Genomic DNA, 18,693 nt, shown 5'->3' with positions numbered 1-18,693 from the left:
CGGGTGGGCCGCCGCTACGGCCTGCGCGGGCCGTGGGTCCTGCGCGGGGCGGACCTCACGCTGCCCCCCGGCACCCTCGTCCGGATCACCGGAGGCAACGGCACCGGCAAGTCGACCCTGCTGCGGCTGGTCGTCGGCATCGACGCCCCATCGGAGGGCCGGATCACGGGGAGGCCGGCGCGCACGGCGTACGTCCCCGAACGCTTCCCGGCCGCTCTGCCGTTCACCGCGCGCGGCTATCTGCGCCACCTCGGCCGCGTCCAGGGGCTCGGCCGGGCGGAGGCGGCGGCGAGGTCGGGGGAGTGGCTGGACCGGTTCGGCGCGGGCGCCTTCGCCGACACACCGCTCGCCGAACTGTCCAAGGGGAGCAGCCAGAAGGTCGCCGTCGCCCAGGCCCTCCTCGCGGACCCCGCCCTGCTGGTCCTCGACGAGGCGTGGACCGGCCTCGACACGGCGGCCCGCCAGGAGCTCGACCGCGCGGTCCGCGCCCGCGTCGCGGCCGGCGCGGTGGTGGTCTTCGTCGACCACGACCCTCGGCGGCTCGCCGGGGAGGCGGGCGCGGTCTACACCGTGGACGCGGGCACGGTGCGCCCGGCGCCGGTCCCGGACACCGTGGGCCCCGCCCTCCGGGCGCCGGACACCGCGACCCTGGACACCGTGGGCCCCGCCCCCCGGGCGTCGGACACCGCGGCCCCGGACACCGTAAGCCCCGCCCGCCGGGCCGACGCCGACGCCTTCCGGGCCCTCCCCGGCGCCCGGGTGCGCATCGTGGTCTCCGGCCCAGGAGCGCTCCCCGACGGGCTCCCGGGCAGACCCGCCTCCGTCGCGGGCCCCGGCGGGACCACGGCCCTCACCGTCGACGCGGCCCACTCCGACGCCGTGCTCCGCACGCTGCTGACCGCCCACCCCGCCTGGCACGTCCACGAGCTCGGCACCGAGGACGCACGGGTATGACTGCACTGCTGCGCTACCACACCGCTCTCCTCGTGCGCTCCCAGCGCTGGCTCGCGCCGTTCCTGCTGTACTGCGCCTTCCTCGTCGTGGGCGTCCGGCCCGGGGAGCCGGTGCTCGGCGCCCTCGGTTACGCGGTGGCCGGGCTGCTCCCGGTGACCGGCTGGGCCGTACGGATCTGCCTGACCCAGGAACCGCCCGCCGCGCGCACCGTGGTGGCGGCCGCGGCGGGCCGGCAGCGGACCCACGCCGCCGCGGTCCTGGCCGCCGTCGGGTGCGCGGGGCTCGTCGGCGCGGTCACGGCCCTCGCCGTGACGGCGGTGAGCGACCTCCGCGGGGTCGGCCCCCTCGCGGCCGGCGCCGCCGGCCTCCTCGGCGCGTCCGTCTGCGTCCTGACCGGCGCGGCCGTCGGCACCCTGTCCTCCCGCCCGTTCCTGCCCGCCCGCGGCCTCTCCCTGGTGACCCTGGTCCTCGGCTCGCTGCTCGCCCTGCTGACCCGCGGCTCCCCGGCCGAACGCGCCGTCACGTCCCTGGTCACCGGCTCCCACACAGCGTCCGTCCACCTGCCCTGGCTCCCCCTCGCCGGAGCCCTGGCCCTCACGGCGGCGACGGTGACCCTGTCATGCCGGGCCACGGCGCGGCGCGAGTGAGTACCCTCGGATCCATGGACGAGGACCGGGCCGAGAAGACGCCCACCAGCGCCCCGCCGCCGGTGCCTTCGGCTGCCGGGGAGCCCTACGCCGACTGCGTCCTGTGCGGGAAGCCGACCGAACACCCCGAGTCGGCCAAGGGCATCACCCTCTGCCCGGTCTGCGAGTGGCGCGAGGCGGAACGCACGGCCTGCTCCGGCTGACACGTCGTCCCGCAGCCCTCGCGATCAGTCCTTCCCCACCCCTGACGCCGTCGGGCCGAGGTGCCTTACTGTGTCCTCGGCCTTCACACTTTCCGCACGGGAGCAACCGCTCGATGAACGTTTCGCCGACGCCGACCGTCTCCGTGGTCATTCCCGTGCACAACGCGATGCCGTACCTGGAGCGGACGCTCGCGTCGGTGGCCCGGCAGAGCATCGGCCTGGACGCCATCGAAGTGGTGGCGGTGGACGACGGCAGCACGGACGGAAGCGGCGAGGCCCTGGACGCGTGGGCGGCCGGACACCCCGGGCGGATGACCGTCATCCACCAGGAGCCGTCCGGCGGCCCGAGCCGTCCGCGTAACGTCGGCCTCGACCACGCGACCGGCCGGTACGTCTTCTTCCTCGACGGCGACGACTGCCTGGGGCCGCAGGCCCTCGAACGTCTGGTGGCCATGGCCGAGAAGAACGACGCCGACACGGTCCTGGCGAAGCTCGTCGGCGTCGGCCGGGTCATCCGCAAGGAGGTCCGCGAGGTCTTCGCCAAGAACGTGGACAAGGCGGACCCGGCGACCGTCTACTACACGCTCATGCCGTTCAAGCTGTTCCGGCGCGAGATGATCGAGCGCCACGGCCTGCGCTTTCCCGAGCACATGCGGATCAGCGAGGACCAGCACTTCGTCGCCCGCGCGTACCTGCACAGCACGGTGATATCGATCCTCGCCGACTACGACTGCTACTACCTGGTCAGGCGCGCCGACAACGGCAACATCACCCATGGCGGACTCGACTATCCGACCATGCTCAGCCAGGCGGCCGAGCTGGTCGACATCGTCACCGGCCTCACCGAGCCCGGACCGCTGCGGGACCGCCTGGTGGCCAGGCACGTCAAGGTCGAGCTGCTGCGCCGCTTCGACCGCCGCTACCTCGACGCCGACGAGGCGGGCCGCAAGGAGCTGGCCGACCTCGCCGCTCCGCACGCCCACGCCTGGGTCACACCCGGGGTCCTCGGCCGGCTCGACGTCGCCGAGCGGCTGCGCGTGCACTGTCTGCGGGAAGGGCTCCTGGACGAGCTCGCCGAGGTCGTCGCCTGGGACCTGGCCGGCCGGCCGGGCAAGGCGGTCCTCCGCGACGGCAGGCTGTACGCGGCGGCTCCCTTCCCGCCGGCCTCCTCCGCCGCGTACGAGGAGCTGTGCGACATCACCGACGTGGCCCTGGGCGCCAGCCCGCGGCGCCGGGTGGACGAGCTCACCTGGCACGGCACCGTCGTCGAACTGGCCGGATACGCCTACCTCGACCAGGTGGACACCGACGCCCTGGAGACCGAGGTGGTCCTGCGCCACTCCGGCACCCGTCGCGAGATCGTGGTCCCGGCACGCAGGGAGGAGTCCCCGCACCTGACCGTGAGCCGGGGCAAGGAGACGTACGACTACGGCCTCGCCGGCTTCCGGGTGGCGATCGACGTCGCCGAGGCCGCCGACGGCGGCCCGCTCGACCACGGCGTCTGGGAGGTCTCCCTGCGCTGCACCGCGCACGGGCTCTCGGCCCGCGGAGGGCTGGGCGGCGCCCTCGGGCCCGACGTCCCCCGGCAGGCCGACCGGCGGACCGTCGCCCTGCCCGCCGCCGAGGGCCGGCCGCACACGGTGAGCGCCGGGCCACGCGAAGGGCAGCTCGCCGTGCAGATCCGGCCCGTGCCACAGCCGCCCTCCACGCTGGCCCGGGTCAAGAACAAGCTGGGCCGGGCCGTCCGCGTCCCACGCCAGCGGAACGGCTGACACGGAGCCACCGCACCCCGTCCCGGCCATGGCCGGGACCCCGACCACGCGGCGCCCTCGGCGCCCGCTCCCCTGACACGCCGAACCTGTTCATGGCGGCCGGGCGCACCATGCCCGGCCGCGCACTCTGGAGACACAGTTGAAGACAGACCTGCCCCTGGAGACGGCCGCGCCGGCTCCGGCCGAGAGGCGTGCGCCGTCCTGGCGCACCCCCCAGGAACTCGCGGGGCGGTCGGCCCGCCGCTGGGGGCCGGCGGCCGGGGAGATCGCGGTCGGGCTGCTCACGGCGCTCGGGTTCGCGTACTGGGGGCTGACGGTCGACAACAGCCCGGTCACCCGCGTCGGGCAGGTCAGCGGGCTGTCGAACCTCCAGTTCCGGCTCGCGCTCGTCATCCTTGTGATCGTCGCCGTGGTGGGCTGGGCGACCGTGCGCGGCAGCGCGCGGGTGCGGGACGTGACCGTGCGGCTCGCCGCCGCGGCCGTCGCCGGACTGGGCACCGGGTTCATCGGCGCCTCGCAGGTCTTCGCCCTGCGGGGGACTCCCTGGCCGCTGAACGGTCCGTACGGGGACAACAACCGCATCCTCGGGTGGGCCGAGGAGGTGCTGCACACCGGCGCGATGGACGCGTTCTATCCGCCCGCCGTTCCCTACACCATCGGCTACCTCGCCAAGGCCGGGCTCTTCGACGGCGAACCCGCGCTGGCGTTCAAGTGGGTGTTCATCGCCCTCGTGGCCATCACCGGACCCGCGGCCTACCTGCTCTGGCGGATGTGTCTGCGGCCGCTGCCCGCGCTCGCCCTGGGGCTGCTGCCCGCCCTTCAGCAGACGCTCCCGCACAAGCCGTACAGCCCGCTCGTCCTTGTCCTGATCCTGCCGCTGATCGCGAAGCTGCTGCTGTGGCTGCGCGCCTCGCCGCACTTCACCACCCGCGGCACGGTCCTGCGCGGCGGCTTTCTCGGCCTGCTCTTCGGCCTCCTCTTCCTCGTCTACTCGGGCTGGCACCTGTGGTCGCTGCCCGGTGTGCTCGTCGCCGTCCTGTTCTTCTTCCCGTGGCGCACCGGCCGGCTGAGCGGTCTCCTCCTCCTCGGCAGCTCGCTCGTCGGCTTCCTGCTGGTCGCGGGCGTCTACCTGCGCGTCCTGCTCGGGGCGACGAGCACCCGGGACCAGTGGTGCTCCGGCTACACGCTCACCGAACCGGCGTACATCGGCACCACGCCGCTGAGCAGCCGCGCCTGGGACGAGCCGGGGGAGTACCCGGGCTTCGGCGAGTTCTCGGGTCTGCACATGTACGCCGTGATCGTGCTGATCGGCCTGGGCTTCGCCGTGGCCCTCGGCCTTCGCAAGGCCGTGGTCGTCGCCCCGCTCGCCTGCTTCGGCAGCGCGTGGCTCGTCCGCTTCTGGCTGGCCGGCCACATGGAGGCCGACCAGCAGGTGCAGCTCTTCCCGCGCACGATCATGCAGATCCAGGTCACGCTGACCGCCCTGACCGTCCTCGCCTGCGTCCTCGCCGCGCAGCGGCTCGTGCCCCTGGTGCAGCGGCTGCGGGCGGCCGAGGGGCCCGAGGCGGCGCGGCCCGAGGCGCGGAGGTTCACCGCGGTCGGCGTGCTGCTGGCCATGGCGCTCGCCGGCGGCATGATCGGGTCCTTCTTCGGCAACCAGTACCTGCCGACCCACCCCGACGAGAAGTTGGCGGGGACGCTGGCCTGGCAGGCCCACCAGTTCCGCAAGCCGGACGGCGACTGCCCCAAGTACGCCAACCTCGGGAAGTGCAAGCCCTTCCCGGAGCGCACCGTCGCCGAGCAGCCGGTCGAGGTGGAGCGGATGGTCTGCGAGTACCCGTGGCGCAAGGCGACCGCGGACGGTTCGATCATCCTCACCCTGCTCACCCGCCCCTGACGGGGCGCTAGCCGGCCATCAGCTCCGAGACCTTCACGAAGCGGTAGCCCCTGGCACGGAGTTCCGGGACGATCCGGCGGATCGCCTGTTCCGTGACGGGGGCCGCGCTGCGCGTGCAGTGCATGACCACCACCGAGCCCGGCTTCACGCCGTCGAGGACCTGCCGGGCCACGGCGTCGCCGTCCTTGGCGAAGGCGTCGCCGCTGACCACGTCCCACTGCACCGCCGTCACCTTCGCGGGGGCGAGGGCGCGCAGCGCCTCGTCGTCGTAGCAGCCGCCGGGGAAGCGGAAGTACGGCACGACATTGCGCGCCCCCGCCGCGCGGAAGGCGTCGAAGGCACGCCGGACGTCGGCGGTCATGTCCTCTTTCCCCACCCTCGGCAGGCCGTAGCAGGGGGAGGCGAAGGAGTAGTGGCTGTAGGAGTGGTTGGCGATCTCGAAACGCGGGTCGTTGCCGATGGAGCGGGCCTGGCCCGGGTACTCCTCGGCCCAGCGGCCCGTCATGAAGACCGTGGAGTCGACGCGCAGCCGGCGCAGCGTCTCGATCAGCCGCGGGTTGTCGAACCGTTCCCCGGCCGCCGCGCGCGGGCCCTGGTCCGCCGTCATGTCGGCGTCGAAGGTGAGCGCGACGACCTTCTCCGCGCCTTCGCCGGTCCGGCGCGTGTACACCGGCGTGAGGCCGCCGGGACCCGGCGCCATGGTCGGCGGCGCCGCGCGCCCGCGCGCGGGGCCCGGCGCGGCCCCGGGGCTCGGACCGTCGCTCCGCGCGTTGCCGGGCCCGCCGCTCCGGCCGGGGCTCGGGCTGCCGCTCGGGCTGCCGCTCGCGAGGGCGCTCGCCGTGGGGGCGGTGGGCGCGCCGGCCGGGCGCGCGGCGGTCGAGGTGTCGGTGCTACCCCCGCCGCAGCCGACAAGAACGGTGCCCAAGAGAACGAGCGCCGACATTCTTCGTACAGAAATGGTCACTCACGGAAATTAGCTGATTAATCAGCGAGCAATCGTCTCCGGCACTCGGCGACGTCGAAGTCGCCCTCCGGGTACCGCGGGTCCAGCGCCCGCAGGTGCTCCAGGAGCAGCGTGCTCACGGCCCAGTTGCGGTACCACTTGCGGTCCGCCGGCACCACGTACCACGGCGCCTCGTCCGTCGAGCAGCGTTCGAGGGCGATCTCGTACGCCCGCCGGTACGCGGGCCACCGCTCACGCGCGTCGATGTCGCCCGGGTCGAACTTCCAGTGCTTCTCCGGCTTGTCAAGCCGCTGCAGGAGACGCTCGCGCTGCTCCTCGTACGAGAGGTGGAGGAAGACCTTGACCACTGTGACCCCGTCGTCGGCGAGGGACCGCTCGAAGCGGTTGATCCGGCCGTAGCGGTGGCTCAGCTCCCGGCGGGGGGCCAGCTCGCGGACTCGCGCGACGAGCACGTCCTCGTAGTGCGAACGGTCGAAGATCCCGATCTCGCCCGGCAGCGGCAGGGCGCGCTCGATCCGCCAGAGGAAGGGATGCCTCCGCTCCTCCGCGGTGGGCGCCTTGAAGGCCCGGACGCGGCAGCCGGAAGGGTTGAAGCCGCCGATCACGTGCTTGATCGTGCCGCCCTTCCCGCTGGTGTCCATGCCCTGCAGGACGAGCAGCAGCCGGCGGCGGTCGCCGGCGGTGCTCGCCGCGTACAGGCGTTCCTGGAGCTCCGCCAGCTCGGGCGCCATCAGAGCGGTCGCCCGCGAGCCGGCCGCCTTGTCCGCGGGCCCGGCCGACGGATGGCGCGAGGTGTCGTACGCCGAGAGGTCCACCGGCTCGCCGACGGGTACCCGCAGCTGTTCCCGCAGGACCGGCGTGCGCGCGGGAGCCGGCGGCGGGCCGCCCGACGCCCCCGTCCTCCCCGCGCCCTTCTTCGACACCCCGCGCGCCGGCGTCCCGGTCTTCTCCGTGACCTTCGCCTTCTTCGGCATCCGCGCCCCTTCCCGTCCGCCCCGCGCCTCGCCTCCGCCTTCCCCCGATCCTCCGACGGAACCGCCCGCCCCGCGAGCGCCGGCCTCCGGGCGGCGCCCCCTCAGGGCCTCAGCGCCACGGGCCGCGCACCGCGAACGTCGTCCCCGGCGTGTAGCAGTTGACGTACATCGTCCGGCCGTCCGGAGAGAACGTGACGCCCGCGAACTCGCCCCACTCCGGGGCCTCGGGCGTGCCGATGTTCCGGGCCCCGCGCGCCATCGCGTAGACCTCGCCCTTCCGGGTGAGGCCGTACACGTGCTGCGCGCCGTCGCCGTCCTCGCAGACCATCAGGCCGCCGCCGGGTGCCAGGCAGATGTTATCCGGGGACTCGCCCGGCAGCTGGATGTCGGTGCTCGGGCCGAAGACGACCACGAGGGTGAGCCGGCGGCGGTGCGGCTCGTACTTCCACACCTGACCGAAGTGGGTGGCCCCCGAGCCGTCGGTGGCGCGGGCGAAGCTGGAGACGAAGTAGACCGCCCGCCCGCCCCAGTAGCACCCCTCCAGCTTCTGCGCGTGCGTGATGCCCTTCGGGCCGAAGTCCTGGAGGCGGATCGGGGTCCCCACCGCCTGCGGGTCCGGTACGGGCACCCACTCGACGCCGTCGAAGCACGCGCCCGTCTCCTGGATCACCGAGAGGTCGGGGACGCCGGGCACCCGCATCGCCTGGAGCGTGCCGCCGGCGCGCAGCGAACCGGTGCCGCCCAGCGGCTTGTGGGGCAGGAAGCGGTAGAAGAGGCCGAAGGGGTGCTGGAAGGCGTCCTCGGTCTCGTACACGATGCCGCTGCGCGGATCGACGGCGATCGCCTCGTGCTGGAAGCGCCCCATCGCGGTGAGCGGGACGGCTCCCGTCCGCTGCGGGTCGGCGCCGTCGACCTCGAAGATGAAACCGTGGTCCTTGGTGTAGCCGGCGGTGCCGGCCTTGTCCTCGGTCTCCTCGCAGGTGAGCCAGGTGCCCCAAGGGGTCGGGCCGCCCGCGCAGTTGACGGCGGTGCCCGCGATCGCGACGCGCTCGCCGAGGACGTCGTTCCGGGCGTCCAGTTCCAGCGCCGTGCAGCCGCCCTTGGCGGCGGGGTCGTAGGTCAGGCCCGGGACGGTGGGGACGCCGATGCGGCCGGTGGCCCGGTTCTCGTGGTTGCGGACCAGGTGCACGCGCCCGCGGCGGCCGGCGAAGGCGCCCATGCCGTCGTGGTTGCTCGGGACCGGGCCCTCGCCCGAGCGGAGCGGGTCGCCCTCCCGGGAGAGGACCTTGTAGCGGAAGCCCTCGGGGAGGTCGAGCAGTCCGGCCGGGTCGGCGACGAGCGGGCCGTACCCGCCGCCGCCGCTCGCGGCCGCGCTCCCGGCGAAGAGCTCGGAGAGGGCGCCGGTGAAGGCGATCCCCGCGACGGACGCCCCGGTACGGGACAGGATCTGACGTCGTGTTGCGGACATGAGGCGGCAACTTCCTGTTGGCGGACAGGACAGATGGTGACGTGCGACCCGCATGTGTGTATCACGCGCTGTGGTGACACGTGAACCATGCGGGCCGACACGGCCTCATGTGGTGGGAGGGTCAGGCGAGTTCGGCGGTCAGCGTGATCGTCGTCCCCGCGAGGGCCTGGCTCACCGGGCAGTTCTTCTTGGCGTCCTCGGCCAGGGACTGGAACTCGTCCGCGTCCAGGCCGGGAACCTCGCCGCGGACGGTGAGGTGGCTGCCCGTGATGCCCTGGCCGGGCACGAAGGTGACGTCGGCCTTGGTCTCCAGGCGGGTGGGCGCGTTGCCCGCCTTGGCCAGGATGTTGGAGAACGCCATGTTGAAGCAGGAGGAGTGCGCGGCGGCGATCAGCTCTTCCGGGCTGGTCTTGCCGTTCGGCTCCTCGGTGCGGGCCGGCCAGGACACGGGGTACGAGCCGATGCCGGAGGAGTCGAGCGAGACGACGCCCGAGCCCTTGAGGAGGTCACCCTCCCAGACGGCGTGAGCGGTGCGGGTAGCGGCCATGATGAATCCCTTTCGATCGGGTATGGCCCCCAACCTACTGCCCCACCAAGCCCTTCGCGTCCCGCGCCAGGGCGGTGAGCCGGGAGATCGCCCGGAAGTACTTCTTCCGGTACCCGCCCTTCAGCATCTCGTCACTGAACAGCCGGTCGAAGGGGAGCCCGGAGGCGAGCACCGGGACCTCGCGGTCGTACAGCCGGTCGGCCAGGACGACGAGCCGGAGCGCGGTCGACTGGTCGGGGACCGGCCGCACGTCGGTGAGGCAGACCGCGGTCACGTCGTCCGTGAGGGCGCCGTAGCGGCTGGGGTGCACCTTGGCCAGGTGGTCGAGCAGATGGGGGAAGTCGTCGAGCGAGGCGCCCGGGGTCGCGTACGCCGCTCGGACGACCTGATCGTCGGAGAACGGGGCCGGCGCCTCCGGCAGTCCGCGGTGGCGGTAGTCCTCGCCGTCGATCCGCAGCGGCCGGAAGTGGGCGGACAGGCCCTGGATCTCGCGCAGGAAGTCGGCCGCGGCGAACCGGCCCTCGCCGAGCTTGCCCGGCAGTGTGTTGGAGGTCGCGGCCAGCGCCACACCCGCCTCGACGAGCCTGCTGAGCAGGGAGGAGACGAGCACGGTGTCGCCCGGGTCGTCGAGTTCGAATTCGTCGATGCACAGCAGCCGGTGCCCGCTCAGCGTCGCCACGGTCTGCTGGAAGCCGAGCGCGCCGACGAGGTTGGTCAGCTCGACGAAGGTGCCGAACGCCTTGAGCCCGGGCTCGGCGGGGGTGGCGTGCCAGAGTGAGGCGAGCAGGTGGGTCTTGCCGACGCCGTAGCCGCCGTCGAGATAGACCCCGCGCGGCCCGGCCGGAGCGGCGGGCTTCTTCGCGAACCAGCGGCTGAGGGCCGGACGCTTGCCTGCGCCGGAGGCGTGGGCGCCGCCGAGCCCCTCGGCGAAGCCGCTCAGGACCCGGACCGCCTCGGTCTGGCTCGGCTGGTTCGGGTCCGGTATGTACGTGTCGAAGCGCACCGAGTCGAACCGCGGCGGCGGCACCATCTCCGCCACGAGCCGGTCGGCGGGGACACGCGGCTCTCGGGCGCAGAGCGAGAGGGGGGCCGCTTCCGTGGAAGCCGCTTCGGTAATGGCACGGGTCGACACAGTTCCCCACTCTAAGCGCCGTGTCAGACTGCGGGGATGCGACGCCTGTTCCCTGTGACGGACATGACAGCAGCCGATGCGGCGGCCGGGGACCGGGAGTGGTCCCTCGACGAGCTGGCCGACGCCTACCCGTACCCGGAGGGTGACGGCGCGTGGCTGCGCGCCAACATGGTCTCCTCCCTCGACGGCGCGGGGCAGCACGACGGCCGTTCCCAGCCCCTCTCCTCCGACACCGACATGCGGATCTTCGGCACGCTCCGGGGCCTCGCCGACGTGATCGTGGTGGGGGCGGAGACGGTACGTCTGGAGGGGTACCGCCCGGCCCGGGCGCGGGAGGCGTTCGCCGGCCGCCGGGCCGCCGCCGGGCAGGGGCCCGCGCCGGTGATCGCTGTGGTCAGCGCCTCGCTGAACCTGGACTTCTCGCTTCCGCTGTTCACCGAGCCGCTGGTGCCGACGCTGGTCCTGACCGGCGCGGCGGCGGACCCCGAGCGGGTGAACGAGGCCGGGAAGGCGGGCGCGGAGGTGGTGGTCGCGGGCGACGGTCCGGGGGTGGACCCGGCCCGCGCGGTCGCGGCGCTCGCGGAGCGCGGTCTGCGGCGGCAGCTGACGGAGGGCGGCCCCCGGCTGCTCGGCCAGTTCGTGGCGGCGGACGCGCTCGACGAACTGTGTCTGACGGTCTCGCCGACGATGACGGCGGGGGACGCCCAGCGGATCGCCGGCGGCCCGTCGGTGGCCGTTCCGAAGCGCTTCGCCGTGGCGTCGGTACTGGAGGAGGCCGGGTTCCTCTTCACCCGCTACCGTCGGATCTGACATGGAGCGGAATTTGCCGTTCCGGTTAGCCGCCGCTGGGCACACTTACTCTCGCAGACCCCGTGTGGGCACGGGGAAGGATGGTTTCCGCAGAAGGGCTCCTGAGGTGTTCACAAGCGTTTTGATGATCGAGAAGCCCCTGACGTCGGTCGACGTGGAGTTCGTCACCACCCTGCACGGCGACGAGGGGGTTTCCTTCATCGTGCTGATGCAGCCGCGCGGTGACCAGGCCGATGTCCTGCTGCGCGCCATCGACGACGTCGCGATGGGCGAACTGAAGGAGGCCGCTCGCGAGGGCGACGAACCGGAGGGCAAGGAGGCGCGCCGCCCCGCGGAGGTGGCCCTGGAGCACTCCCTCCGGGCGCTCCGCGCCGCCGGCTGCGAGGCGGTCGGGCAGGTCGTCGAGGACCATCCGCTCACCAGGATGAGATCCGTGGTCGACGAAGCCGAAGCCGACGAGGTGATCGTGCTGACCGCCCCGCACTACGTGGAGGAGTTCTTCCACCGGGACTGGGCCTCGAGAGCCCGCCACAAGGTCGGCGTGCCGGTCCTGAAGCTCTTCGCGCACAGCGAGGAGCCGGACGCGGGGTGACGGGCCGCCGGGGCGGGGCCGGCCCTCGGCCCGGCGACCGGCGGCGGACCGTCCGGGCCCCGCGCCCACCGGGCCGGCCGGTGGTAGGCCGTCCGGCTCCCGCGCCCGCCGGGCCGGCCGGGTCCCGCCGCCCGCCGGGGCCGTCCCGGGTCCGCCGGGCCGCCTGGGTCCCGCGCCCAGCGGGCCGCTCCGATCCGTTCCCGGGCGGCCGCGCCGGGGGACGGTGGTGTGCGGCGCCCGGGGTGTGGGTCGTGAGCCACTAGGCTGGGGACCTCCTGTACGCCGCACTCCGGGGAGAGATCCGCATGGCATCCGCCATCCCTGCCGCCGCCGCCGTCCCAGCCACCATGGAGCGGCCGCACTTCATCGGCATCGGCGGTGCCGGAATGTCGGGCATCGCGAAGATCCTCGCCCAGCGCGGCGCGAAGGTCGCCGGCAGCGACGCCAAGGAGTCCGCGACCGCCGAGGCGCTGCGCGCCCTCGGCGTCACCGTCCACATCGGGCACGCCGCCGCCCACCTCGCCGACGACGCCTCCGCCGTCGTCGTCTCCAGCGCCATCCGGGCCGACAACCCCGAGCTGGTCCGCGCCGCCGAGCTCGGCATCCCCGTCGTCCACCGCTCCGACGCCCTCGCCTCCCTCATGGACGGCCTGCGCGCGATCGCGGTCGCCGGTACGCACGGCAAGACGACGACCACCTCGATGCTGGCCGTCGCCCTGACCGAGCTGGGCCTCGACCCCTCGTACGCCATCGGTGGCGACCTCGCCGGCCCCGGCACCAACGCGCGCCACGGCGCCGGGCAGGTCTTCGTCGCCGAGGCCGACGAGAGCGACCGCAGCTTCCAGAAGTACGACCCCGAGGTCGCGATCGTCCTCAACGTCGAGCTGGACCACCACGCGAACTACGCCTCCATGGACGAGATCTACGAGTCCTTCGAAGCGTTCACCGCCAAGATCCGCCCCAGCGGCACCCTGGTCGTCGGCGAGCACTCCGGCGCCCGTGAGCTGGCGGCCCGGGTCGCGGACCGCGAGGGCCTGGACGTCGTCACCGTCGGTGAGTCCGAGACCTCCGACGTGTGGATCCGCTCGATCACCCCGAACGGCATGACCAGCGAGGTCGTCGTCGTCCTCGACGGAGCCGAGCACACCTTCACCGTCTCGGTCCCCGGCCGCCACTACGCCCACAACGCCGCCGCGGCCCTCGCCGCCGGCGCCCGCGTCGGCATCGACCCCGCCGAGCTGGCCCAGGCCCTCACCGCGTACACCGGTGTCGGCCGCCGCCTCCAGCTCAAGGGCGAGGCGGCCGGCGTCCAGGTCATCGACTCCTACGCGCACCACCCCACCGAGATGACCGCCGACCTGGAGGCCATGCGCGGCGCCGCCGGGGGCCGGCGCCTGCTGGTCGTCTTCCAGCCGCACCTCTTCTCCCGCACCCAGGAGCTGGGCAAGGAGATGGGCGACGCCCTCGCCCTCGCCGACGCCTCGGTCGTGCTCGACATCTACCCGGCCCGCGAGGACCCCGTCCCCGGCGTCACCAGCGACCTGATCATCACCGCCGCCCGCACGGCGGGCGCCGACGTGACGGCCGTCCACGACAAGGCCGCCGTCCCCGAGGTGATCGCGGGAATGGCCAGGCCCGGTGATCTCGTTCTGACCATGGGCGCGGGCGACGTCACGGACCTGGGCCCGCTGATCCTCGCCCACCTGGCGAAGTAGCAGAGGGAGTGAGCTGATGTCGTACGACGTCGAGAAGCCGGACGAGCAGTGGCGGGCGGAGCTGACCCCGGCGGAGTACCAGGTACTCCGCCAGGCGGGCACGGAGCCGGCCTTCCGGGGTGAGTACACCGACACCACGACCAAGGGCGTCTACTCCTGCCGGGCGTGCGGAGCGGAGCTGTTCACCTCGACGGAGAAGTTCGAGTCGCACTGCGGCTGGCCGTCCTTCTACGACCCGAAGGACTCCGACGCCGTCGAGCTGATCGAGGACCGCTCGCACGGGATGCTCCGCACCGAGGTGCGCTGCTCCCGCTGCGGCTCGCACCTGGGCCACGTCTTCGAGGGCGAGGGTTACGCCACCCCCACGGACCAGCGCTACTGCATCAACTCGATCTCCCTGCGTCTGACGCCGCAGTCGGACGAGGGCTGAGGGCACTCCCAGCGCGCGGGCGCTTCCCGCGCGCGGGCCTTCGCTCCCGCCCGGGCCGGCCGAGCCGTTCAGCCGGCCGGCCCGCCCAGCAGGGCACCGCCTTCGACGACGTCGGGCGGATAGAGCATGTCGGGGACGACGGCCGCGCCCGGTGCGGTGAAGACCAACACGGACACCGCCATGTCCTTCCGCGCCGCGGAGAAGTCCTGGGAACGCAGCAGACAGCTCGCGTACGCCTCCGACAGCCGGTTGTCGTGCTTGGGCAGCGGCGGCGTGCACGCGGCCGCCGACAGCGCCGCGCACGCCCGGGACGTGTCGATGGCCGCGCTCCGCGCGTTGCTCACCCCGATCACCACGTTGCGGGTCTGGTAGGCGTTCGGCATCGGGTAGTACCCCTCCAGGTAGCCCGCCTTGTGGGCGCCGCAGTACCCGTGGGCCGCGACGGGAAGGAAGGGCGCGAGGGCCTCCGCCACCGTGGTCGAGTTGAGCCGCAGGTCGCGTCCGCCCAGGACCAGCGCGGGCCGGAAGTCCGGCGTCTTCGTGTACACACCCACCGACAGGGCCGTGCCCGACGGGCTCTCGACCACCTGTACGGTCTCCCACTCGCGGTCGTACTGGTGCAGCCGGTTCCCCGAAGGGAGGCCGACCGAGTAGTCCGGTTCGGTGCCGAGCGCCTGCTGGATCTTGTAGTAGCCCTGGCCGGGGACAAGTTCCGCGAGGAGGCGTCCCTCGGCCGCCATGCGATAGCCGGAGCCGGACGTGTACAGGTGGCGGCCGAGCCAGCAGAGGCCGGCCACCCCGGCCAGGACGGCGACGGCGACCACGGCCGCGGTCGAGGGGCGGCGCGGGGAGTGGTGGACGTTGATCTGGGTGCCGCTGCCCAGATGCGTGGGCCCGTGGAACTCCCCGCCGTGGACGCTCATCGAGGGGAGGGGCTCTTCGGTCGGCATGCGCGTGAGTCCGCTCCCGCCTAGCGGGGGCCGAAGTTGTTGATCTGGGTGCCGCTGCCCAGGTGCATGGGGCCGTGGAACTCCCCGCCGTGGATCTCGGTACGCGCCGAGGACCGGGCCTCGGCGTCCGGGAACTCGCCGATCAGCGCGCGGAGTTCGTCCGCGGCATCGGGGTGGTCCATGAGCAACACCCGCAGTTCCGAGCGCCATCGGCCGCGTGCGTCCTCGTACGCGCTCCCCGGGTCGGCGACCACCCGGGCCCGCGAGGCGTCCAACTCCGCCTCCGCCGAGGCGTTCGACCTCCTGAGCAGGGTGCCGAACCGCTCGCGCGCCCGCTCCCATCCGTCCGTGACCATGAGCGCGACCAGCGTCGTGGCCCCCGAAGAGGCCAGAGCCACCAGCTCGGCTTCCATGTCGTTCTCCCCCCGTGGACAAGGCAGTTCGGTCATGCGGTGACGATTCTAGATCGCCTGCGGTGACCGGCCGCGCCGCTTGCCCGACCGGTGTGCGAGGAGTGAGGATCCGAAGGATCGATCGGTGATCGACCCTGGGGAGGGAAAATGATCAAAGGGGCCAACGCCTTCGTGCCGACGGTGCCACTGCGCATCGCCGTACGGAACGGGGTGGACGTCACGGCGCTTCTGCTGACGGAGCAGGGACGCGTCCGCGGGGACGGGGACATCGTGTTCCACGGAGCGCCGCTCCATCCCTCGGGCGCCGTACGGCTGCTCGGGGACGAGAACGGCACGGGGTGGCTGGAGGCCGCCCTGCCCGTCGTGGAGGAGGGGATCGTCCGCGTCCTCGTCGTCGGGTCGACCGAGCGCGGCTCCCTGCGGGACGTGGACGGCCTGTCCGTGGAGGCGTTCGCGCCGGACGGTACGCCGGTGGCGCGGTACGACGTGAGCGACGCCGGCGGCGAGACGGCGATGGTGCTGGCGGAGCTGTACCGGCGTGCGGGCGGATGGAAGTTCCGGGCGGTGGGACAGGGGTACGTGAACGGCCTCGCCGGCCTGGCGACGGACCACGGCGTGGACGTGGCGGAGGCGCCCCCCGTCCCGGCGCCGATGCCGTTCCAGCCACCGGCCGCCCCGCCGCCGGTCGCGTACCAGCCGCCGGCTCCGGCTCCCGCTCCGGTGCCGTACCAGCCGCCGGCTCCGGCTCCCGTTCCGGTCGCGTACCAGGCTCCCGCGCCGCCGCCCGTGCCCTTCCAGCCGCCTGCTCCCGCAGGCGCCGCTCCGGGACCCGCCCCCTGGACCTACGGGGCCGTCTTCGAGCCGTACACGCAGACCGGGCGGGACAACGACGTGATCACGGTGGACGGGCTGCCACCCGGGCCGGTCATCGTCGACCTCGCCGTCCGGGGTGACGGATACACCGGCCTGTGGCCCCTCACCCGGTTCAACAAGGAGGGTGACACCCTCGTCAACAGCACCGAGGACGACTACCGGGGCCGCGTGCTCGCCCACGTCCCCAAGAGCGGGCGGCTGCGGTTGCAGCTGAAGGCCGACGGGCCCTGGGAACTGCGGGTGCTCCCGCTCGCCGCCGCCGCGATCCTGACGGAGCGCCAGCTGGAGTCGCGAGGACCCGACGTCCTCCTCCACACCGGAGGGACCGCCGATCTCGTCCTCCACTACCGCGGTGACGACAACCTCATCGTCAACCTCTACGAACTCGCGCACCACGACGACCCCACAGCCCTCCCGACGGACGAGAACGTCATCAACGAGATCGGCAAGAGGCGGGATACCGTGCCGCTGCCCGAGGGTCCCCTCGTCGTCCAGCTGGAGATGGCGGACGGCCCGTGGCGGGCGCAGCTGAAGCACCTGGAGCCGCACAGCATGCCGTCGGACGGCGTGACCCCGGCCGGGGTGACCGACATACGACAGGCGCAGGGCTGGGGGCGGCGGGGCGGGCGCTGAGCGTCCTTCCGCTCGCCCGCCCCGCCGGGTGGGCTCAGGCGTGGGTCGCGTGCGGGAGGAACGCGGCCCACGCGGTGGGGGCCAGGGCGAGCTGGGGGCCCTGGGGGTTCTTGGAGTCGCGGACGTGGACGGTGGTGGGGCGGGAGGCGACCTCGACGCAGTCGTCGCCGCTGCCACTGCTGTAGCTGGACTTGCGCCAGGAGAGCGCGACTTCGACACAGTCGCCGTCGCCGCCGCTGCTGTAACTGCTCTTGAACCAGGCCAGTTCTGTGCTGCTCATCAGGCTCCTCGCATCCGCCGCAACAGGCTCCGGGAGTCTTCCAGGGTAAGAGCCTGTGACCGCATCCTGGCATACCGCATCTGGAGGATGCTGATCTCTTTCGAGTCGGCGATGAACTGTCCGCCGCGCTGCCCCTCGCAGTAGCCGAACCACCGGTTGTCCGGGGTCTCCAGGAGTTGCATGGGCCCGTCGAGCCCCGCGTGATGGCCGCGCGTCTTCGGCATGACCTGCACCTCGATGTTCCGGCGCTCGGTGAGCGCGAAGAGGTGGTCGAGCTGCTCCCTCATCGTTTCCACCCCGCCCGTGGGGCGTTCGAGGACGTGCTGCTCGACGATGAAGGTGTACGCCGTGTTCGGCCGCTCCGTCAGTAACCGCTTCCGTTCGAGGCGGGCGACCAGCTGGGCCTCGATCTGTTCGTTCCCGAGCGGCGGGCGTTGCCCGGCGAACAGCTCGTGCGCGTACGCCTTCGTCTGGAGGAGCCCCGGTACCAGCCGGTTCTCGTACGTGTAGAGGCTGAGGGCCTCCGCCTCCAGCTTCGCCCACTGCCGGAACCAACTGGCAAGACCCGGTTGCCTTGACAGATGCTTCGCCGCCGCCCGCAGGACCCCGAACGCGTCCAGCACGTCCTCCGCCCGCTCCACGAAGTCGGCCGGGGGGAAGCGGCGGCCCTGCTCGATCGAGGCGACCGTCGGCACGGAGTACCCCACTCTCGGCGCGAACTCCTCCTGCGTGAGCCGCGCCCGCCTGCGGAAGGTCTTGACCACCTCCCCGAACGCCTTCAAGCTGTCCGACGCCTCGGGCTCTCCGCCACCCGGGTACCCGTCCGTCATCCCGTACACCTCCCGTGCCCCTCACCCGACGGGACCATGCTCACGGGCCGTGACCGGTACTGTCCACCCTCCGGACCCGTACGCTTACGCAGCGTACGGGTCGCCGACCTGGTCCACCGGCCCTGACCTGGCCACATTGGCCCCATGACCTCCCCCCGGACCCAGCAAGCACCCGTCACCGTACGTGTGTTCACCCAGCGCTTCAGCTCCACGCCGCGCGGCGCCCGGCTCGCCCGGCGGCTCGCTCTGCACCAGCTCGACCGGTGGGGCGTCCCGCACGGCACGGACACCTCCGACACCGCGGCCCTCCTCGTCGCCGAGCTGGCCGCGAACGCCGTCACCCACGGGCGGGTGCCCGGACGGGACTTCGAGCTGACGCTCTCGTACACGCCGGGGCTGCTGCTCCGCCTCGACGTCGCGGACACGCGCACCGAGTGCCGGCCTCCGGCGCCCGGTGCGGCGGCCGGGGCGGTGGTGCCGCTCGCCGACGGCGGGCGCGGACTGCTGATCGTGGAGGCGCTGGCCTCGCGCTGGGAGGTCCTGGACCGCGTGCCGGTGGGGAAGACGGTGCGTGCCGAGCTCGACCTCGGCTGAGCCGCCGGCCGTGGG

The 18,693-nt window shown here is 73.2% G+C and carries 20 protein-coding genes; 11 read left to right on the top strand and 9 right to left on the bottom strand.

Going from position 1 to position 18,693, the window contains the following annotated elements; genetic code table 11:
- The first annotated feature begins 3 nt into the window (after positions 1 to 3).
- From ACZ68P_RS19865 to ACZ68P_RS19845, 5 genes are all read left to right on the top strand, one after another.
- Positions 4 to 954 (top strand): ATP-binding cassette domain-containing protein, encoded by a 951-nt coding sequence (locus ACZ68P_RS19865; RefSeq protein WP_471007811.1) that lies wholly within the window; start codon positions 4 to 6, stop codon positions 952 to 954.
- Positions 951 to 1,601: an ABC transporter gene (locus ACZ68P_RS19860; RefSeq protein WP_471007808.1), complete on the top strand. Its 651-nt coding sequence runs from the start codon at positions 951 to 953 to the stop codon at positions 1,599 to 1,601. Before ACZ68P_RS19865 ends, ACZ68P_RS19860 begins: the two co-directional genes overlap by 4 nt.
- A 14-nt stretch (positions 1,602 to 1,615) precedes the next feature.
- Positions 1,616 to 1,804, top strand: a complete 189-nt coding sequence (locus ACZ68P_RS19855) for a hypothetical protein (protein ID WP_471007806.1) — start codon at positions 1,616 to 1,618, stop codon at positions 1,802 to 1,804.
- Positions 1,805 to 1,917: 113 nt separating this feature from the next.
- Positions 1,918 to 3,576 (top strand): glycosyltransferase family 2 protein, encoded by a 1,659-nt coding sequence (locus tag ACZ68P_RS19850; RefSeq protein ID WP_471007804.1) that lies wholly within the window; start codon positions 1,918 to 1,920, stop codon positions 3,574 to 3,576.
- Positions 3,577 to 3,715: 139 nt separating this feature from the next.
- On the top strand, positions 3,716 to 5,473 hold the full coding sequence (locus tag ACZ68P_RS19845) for a hypothetical protein (protein ID WP_471007802.1): 1,758 nt from the start codon (positions 3,716 to 3,718) through the stop codon (positions 5,471 to 5,473).
- A 7-nt stretch (positions 5,474 to 5,480) separates the two neighbouring features.
- Here ACZ68P_RS19845 and ACZ68P_RS19840 read toward each other — a convergent pair whose 3' ends face one another.
- The 5 genes from ACZ68P_RS19840 to zapE form a co-directional block, all read right to left on the bottom strand.
- Positions 5,481 to 6,416: a polysaccharide deacetylase family protein gene (locus tag ACZ68P_RS19840; RefSeq protein ID WP_471008226.1), complete on the bottom strand. Its 936-nt coding sequence runs from the start codon at positions 6,414 to 6,416 to the stop codon at positions 5,481 to 5,483.
- Between the two features lie 38 nt (positions 6,417 to 6,454).
- Positions 6,455 to 7,411, bottom strand: a complete 957-nt coding sequence (locus ACZ68P_RS19835; RefSeq protein ID WP_471007801.1) for a PPK2 family polyphosphate kinase — start codon at positions 7,409 to 7,411, stop codon at positions 6,455 to 6,457.
- A gap of 109 nt (positions 7,412 to 7,520) precedes the next feature.
- Positions 7,521 to 8,879 carry an alkaline phosphatase PhoX gene (locus ACZ68P_RS19830; RefSeq protein WP_471007799.1) on the bottom strand — a complete coding sequence of 453 codons (1,359 nt, stop codon included), beginning with the start codon at positions 8,877 to 8,879 and terminating at the stop codon, positions 7,521 to 7,523.
- 121 nt (positions 8,880 to 9,000) lie between these two features.
- A complete protein-coding gene (locus tag ACZ68P_RS19825) occupies positions 9,001 to 9,426 on the bottom strand; it encodes an OsmC family protein (RefSeq protein WP_471007798.1) in 426 nt (141 codons plus the stop codon).
- A gap of 34 nt (positions 9,427 to 9,460) precedes the next feature.
- Positions 9,461 to 10,558, bottom strand: coding sequence for a cell division protein ZapE (zapE, locus tag ACZ68P_RS19820; RefSeq protein ID WP_471007795.1), 1,098 nt, complete (start codon positions 10,556 to 10,558; stop codon positions 9,461 to 9,463).
- A gap of 36 nt (positions 10,559 to 10,594) precedes the next feature.
- Here zapE and ACZ68P_RS19815 point away from each other — a divergent pair, with 36 nt between their 5' ends.
- The 4 genes from ACZ68P_RS19815 (at position 10,595) to msrB (ending at position 14,105) form a co-directional block, all read left to right on the top strand.
- Positions 10,595 to 11,368 (top strand): pyrimidine reductase family protein, encoded by a 774-nt coding sequence (locus tag ACZ68P_RS19815; RefSeq protein ID WP_471007794.1) that lies wholly within the window; start codon positions 10,595 to 10,597, stop codon positions 11,366 to 11,368.
- Positions 11,369 to 11,474: 106 nt separating this feature from the next.
- Positions 11,475 to 11,960 carry an indole-3-glycerol phosphate synthase gene (locus tag ACZ68P_RS19810; RefSeq protein ID WP_471007792.1) on the top strand — a complete coding sequence of 162 codons (486 nt, stop codon included), beginning with the start codon at positions 11,475 to 11,477 and terminating at the stop codon, positions 11,958 to 11,960.
- Positions 11,961 to 12,265: 305 nt separating this feature from the next.
- Positions 12,266 to 13,675: a UDP-N-acetylmuramate--L-alanine ligase gene (gene murC, locus ACZ68P_RS19805; RefSeq protein WP_471007791.1), complete on the top strand. Its 1,410-nt coding sequence runs from the start codon at positions 12,266 to 12,268 to the stop codon at positions 13,673 to 13,675.
- A gap of 16 nt (positions 13,676 to 13,691) precedes the next feature.
- Entirely contained in the window at positions 13,692 to 14,105 is a 414-nt protein-coding gene (msrB, locus tag ACZ68P_RS19800) for a peptide-methionine (R)-S-oxide reductase MsrB (RefSeq protein ID WP_365721558.1), read from the top strand.
- 68 nt (positions 14,106 to 14,173) lie between these two features.
- Here the strand turns inward: msrB and ACZ68P_RS19795 are convergent, their stop codons facing one another.
- Together ACZ68P_RS19795 and ACZ68P_RS19790 are read right to left on the bottom strand one after the other, a co-directional pair.
- The gene (locus tag ACZ68P_RS19795; RefSeq protein ID WP_471007789.1) at positions 14,174 to 15,055 is read right to left on the bottom strand and encodes a hypothetical protein; all 882 of its coding nucleotides are present in this window, start codon (positions 15,053 to 15,055) and stop codon (positions 14,174 to 14,176) included.
- Between the two features lie 20 nt (positions 15,056 to 15,075).
- Positions 15,076 to 15,504: a hypothetical protein gene (locus ACZ68P_RS19790; protein ID WP_471007787.1), complete on the bottom strand. Its 429-nt coding sequence runs from the start codon at positions 15,502 to 15,504 to the stop codon at positions 15,076 to 15,078.
- A gap of 111 nt (positions 15,505 to 15,615) precedes the next feature.
- Between ACZ68P_RS19790 and ACZ68P_RS19785 the strand changes: the two genes are divergently transcribed.
- Positions 15,616 to 16,974 carry a TerD family protein gene (locus ACZ68P_RS19785; protein ID WP_471007786.1) on the top strand — a complete coding sequence of 453 codons (1,359 nt, stop codon included), beginning with the start codon at positions 15,616 to 15,618 and terminating at the stop codon, positions 16,972 to 16,974.
- A gap of 34 nt (positions 16,975 to 17,008) precedes the next feature.
- Here ACZ68P_RS19785 and ACZ68P_RS19780 read toward each other — a convergent pair whose 3' ends face one another.
- Both ACZ68P_RS19780 and ACZ68P_RS19775 read right to left on the bottom strand, forming a co-directional pair.
- Complete coding sequence (locus ACZ68P_RS19780; protein WP_471007784.1) at positions 17,009 to 17,254, bottom strand: DUF397 domain-containing protein; 246 nt, start codon at positions 17,252 to 17,254, stop codon at positions 17,009 to 17,011.
- The gene (locus ACZ68P_RS19775) at positions 17,254 to 18,084 is read right to left on the bottom strand and encodes a helix-turn-helix domain-containing protein (RefSeq protein WP_471007783.1); all 831 of its coding nucleotides are present in this window, start codon (positions 18,082 to 18,084) and stop codon (positions 17,254 to 17,256) included. Before ACZ68P_RS19775 ends, ACZ68P_RS19780 begins: the two co-directional genes overlap by 1 nt.
- 144 nt (positions 18,085 to 18,228) lie before the next feature.
- Here ACZ68P_RS19775 and ACZ68P_RS19770 point away from each other — a divergent pair, with 144 nt between their 5' ends.
- Complete coding sequence (locus ACZ68P_RS19770) at positions 18,229 to 18,678, top strand: ATP-binding protein (RefSeq protein ID WP_471007782.1); 450 nt, start codon at positions 18,229 to 18,231, stop codon at positions 18,676 to 18,678.
- Positions 18,679 to 18,693: the final 15 nt, after the last annotated feature.

The sequence above is a fragment of the Streptomyces sp. NPDC036822 genome, assembly GCF_055609145.1.
Note: the sequence above shows the minus strand (reverse complement) of the source record. Positions and strands in the feature narration are given on the sequence as shown.

Coding starts and splice junctions, on each gene's coding strand:
- ACZ68P_RS19860 (WP_471007808.1), top strand. CDS start 951: ATGACTGCACTGCTGCGCTACCACACCGCTCTCCTCGTGCGCTCCCAG.
- ACZ68P_RS19855 (WP_471007806.1), top strand. CDS start 1,616: ATGGACGAGGACCGGGCCGAGAAGACGCCCACCAGCGCCCCGCCGCCG.
- ACZ68P_RS19850 (WP_471007804.1), top strand. CDS start 1,918: ATGAACGTTTCGCCGACGCCGACCGTCTCCGTGGTCATTCCCGTGCAC.
- ACZ68P_RS19840 (WP_471008226.1), bottom strand. CDS start 6,416: ATGTCGGCGCTCGTTCTCTTGGGCACCGTTCTTGTCGGCTGCGGCGGG.
- ACZ68P_RS19835 (WP_471007801.1), bottom strand. CDS start 7,411: ATGCCGAAGAAGGCGAAGGTCACGGAGAAGACCGGGACGCCGGCGCGC.
- ACZ68P_RS19830 (WP_471007799.1), bottom strand. CDS start 8,879: ATGTCCGCAACACGACGTCAGATCCTGTCCCGTACCGGGGCGTCCGTC.
- ACZ68P_RS19825 (WP_471007798.1), bottom strand. CDS start 9,426: ATGGCCGCTACCCGCACCGCTCACGCCGTCTGGGAGGGTGACCTCCTC.
- ACZ68P_RS19815 (WP_471007794.1), top strand. CDS start 10,595: ATGCGACGCCTGTTCCCTGTGACGGACATGACAGCAGCCGATGCGGCG.
- murC (WP_471007791.1), top strand. CDS start 12,266: ATGGCATCCGCCATCCCTGCCGCCGCCGCCGTCCCAGCCACCATGGAG.
- msrB (WP_365721558.1), top strand. CDS start 13,692: ATGTCGTACGACGTCGAGAAGCCGGACGAGCAGTGGCGGGCGGAGCTG.
- ACZ68P_RS19795 (WP_471007789.1), bottom strand. CDS start 15,055: ATGCCGACCGAAGAGCCCCTCCCCTCGATGAGCGTCCACGGCGGGGAG.
- ACZ68P_RS19790 (WP_471007787.1), bottom strand. CDS start 15,504: ATGACCGAACTGCCTTGTCCACGGGGGGAGAACGACATGGAAGCCGAG.
- ACZ68P_RS19785 (WP_471007786.1), top strand. CDS start 15,616: ATGATCAAAGGGGCCAACGCCTTCGTGCCGACGGTGCCACTGCGCATC.
- ACZ68P_RS19780 (WP_471007784.1), bottom strand. CDS start 17,254: ATGAGCAGCACAGAACTGGCCTGGTTCAAGAGCAGTTACAGCAGCGGC.
- ACZ68P_RS19775 (WP_471007783.1), bottom strand. CDS start 18,084: ATGACGGACGGGTACCCGGGTGGCGGAGAGCCCGAGGCGTCGGACAGC.
- ACZ68P_RS19770 (WP_471007782.1), top strand. CDS start 18,229: ATGACCTCCCCCCGGACCCAGCAAGCACCCGTCACCGTACGTGTGTTC.